Genomic DNA, 1430 nt, shown 5'->3' on the forward strand with positions numbered 1-1430 from the left:
TCACCCCGTTGTCAGCTGACAATCGAGTTCGCTGGAGCCAGATTTCCATTTCACGCTACCGATAACGCTAATGCCTGATGGTTCTGATGAGCTGATCGCCCCGTTGTCAGCTGACAATCGAGCTCGCTGGAGCCAGATTTCCATTTCACGATACCTATAATGCGGCTGACAGAGAGATTATCGGGCAGCGGCCAGGACATCATTTCACACTACCGATAACGCCAATGCCTGATGGTTCTGATGAGCTGCTCACCCCGTTGTCAGCTGACAATCGTTGCCAGCCAGCAGCCAGGATTTCATTTCACGCTACCGATAACGCTAAGGAAAGTGCGAACAAGTATCCCACGAACAAAAAATGAAAATTTTAGTCATTTAATATCAATGGGTTACCAGTAAATGCTCTCGTGCCATATGACTTATTCGCACCTTCCCTAGAAAAGGTATGTCTGTCATAGGATGAGAGCATGCCTTTTTATATAACTTTAATCAGCCTATGTCATAGTTTTAATTTCACGGAAGAAAATTAAAATCACCATATAAGTCTAGTTAATTTCATATTTTAAATATTAACTTTCGCCAATGCCATTGATAACGTTAGTCGTTAAATTAATAATTTAACTCAAAAAATTGTTGATATTATATTTAGTGTTTGCAATACTATAATTAGAGTGAGCATTAAATATCACCGAATAATTTAGCTCATTTCTTAATGTGACTTCGTATAAATCTATTGTATATTTTTTGAAAAAACTCTAAACCAGCTATGTTTTAATGTCTATTAAATTGGTTGGTTTGAAAAAAACGCATAACACTACTAATAATTATTATAAAGGTGCACGCAATTGAACAGAAAACCACGATCTGGTAGACCCAAAAAATCAGCTGATGAAAAACGCAGTTTAATACTCCGAATCTCATTTAATGCAGCTGAGCAACGTGTTTTAACTAAGCATAGTAAAACCTATGGTATTCCCAAAAAGTCTAGCCTGATTCGTTTTTTGGCTCTCCGGGAACCAGACAGTAATATCTCACCAGATTTTTCATATGATGATCGTGTGAGATTGCTCGAGGGGTTATACAATATATCATCGAATTTAAATCAAATCATGTTGTTGATTAGACAAGCTGAAGTCGGTAATGACGTTTATAAATTTATTACTGACAGTAGTGATAACTCTCCAGTGATGCAGGCTTTATCATCTATAAATTCTCTGTTTATAGGAATTGAAAAAGCTCTGATTGGAGTGAAGTTGAAATGAATTTTGAAAAACACAGGTTCGGCCCAAACTTCCAGTACAGACTGTCTTATATTTACCGAGCTATACATATTGGTAGGAAACGAAAATCCATGCCATCACAGGTTTATCATCTCGGTGGTGGTGTAATTAATAGACCAAATATTACATTGAATGAAAGAGGTGAGGTCTCTG

Annotated in this window: 1 protein-coding gene; it reads left to right on the forward strand. The window is 37.2% G+C overall.

Annotated features, from left to right (window positions below; genetic code table 11):
- The first annotated feature begins 842 nt into the window (after nt 1-842).
- Nucleotides 843-1259 carry a hypothetical protein gene (locus tag J9892_RS19440; protein WP_157416893.1) on the forward strand — a complete coding sequence of 139 codons (417 nt, stop codon included), beginning with the start codon at nt 843-845 and terminating at the stop codon, nt 1257-1259.
- The last annotated feature ends 171 nt before the right edge of the window (nt 1260-1430 follow it).

Source organism: Aeromonas sp. Prich7-2, from assembly GCF_017939255.1.
Taxonomy (GTDB): Bacteria; Pseudomonadota; Gammaproteobacteria; order Enterobacterales; family Aeromonadaceae; genus Aeromonas; species Aeromonas caviae.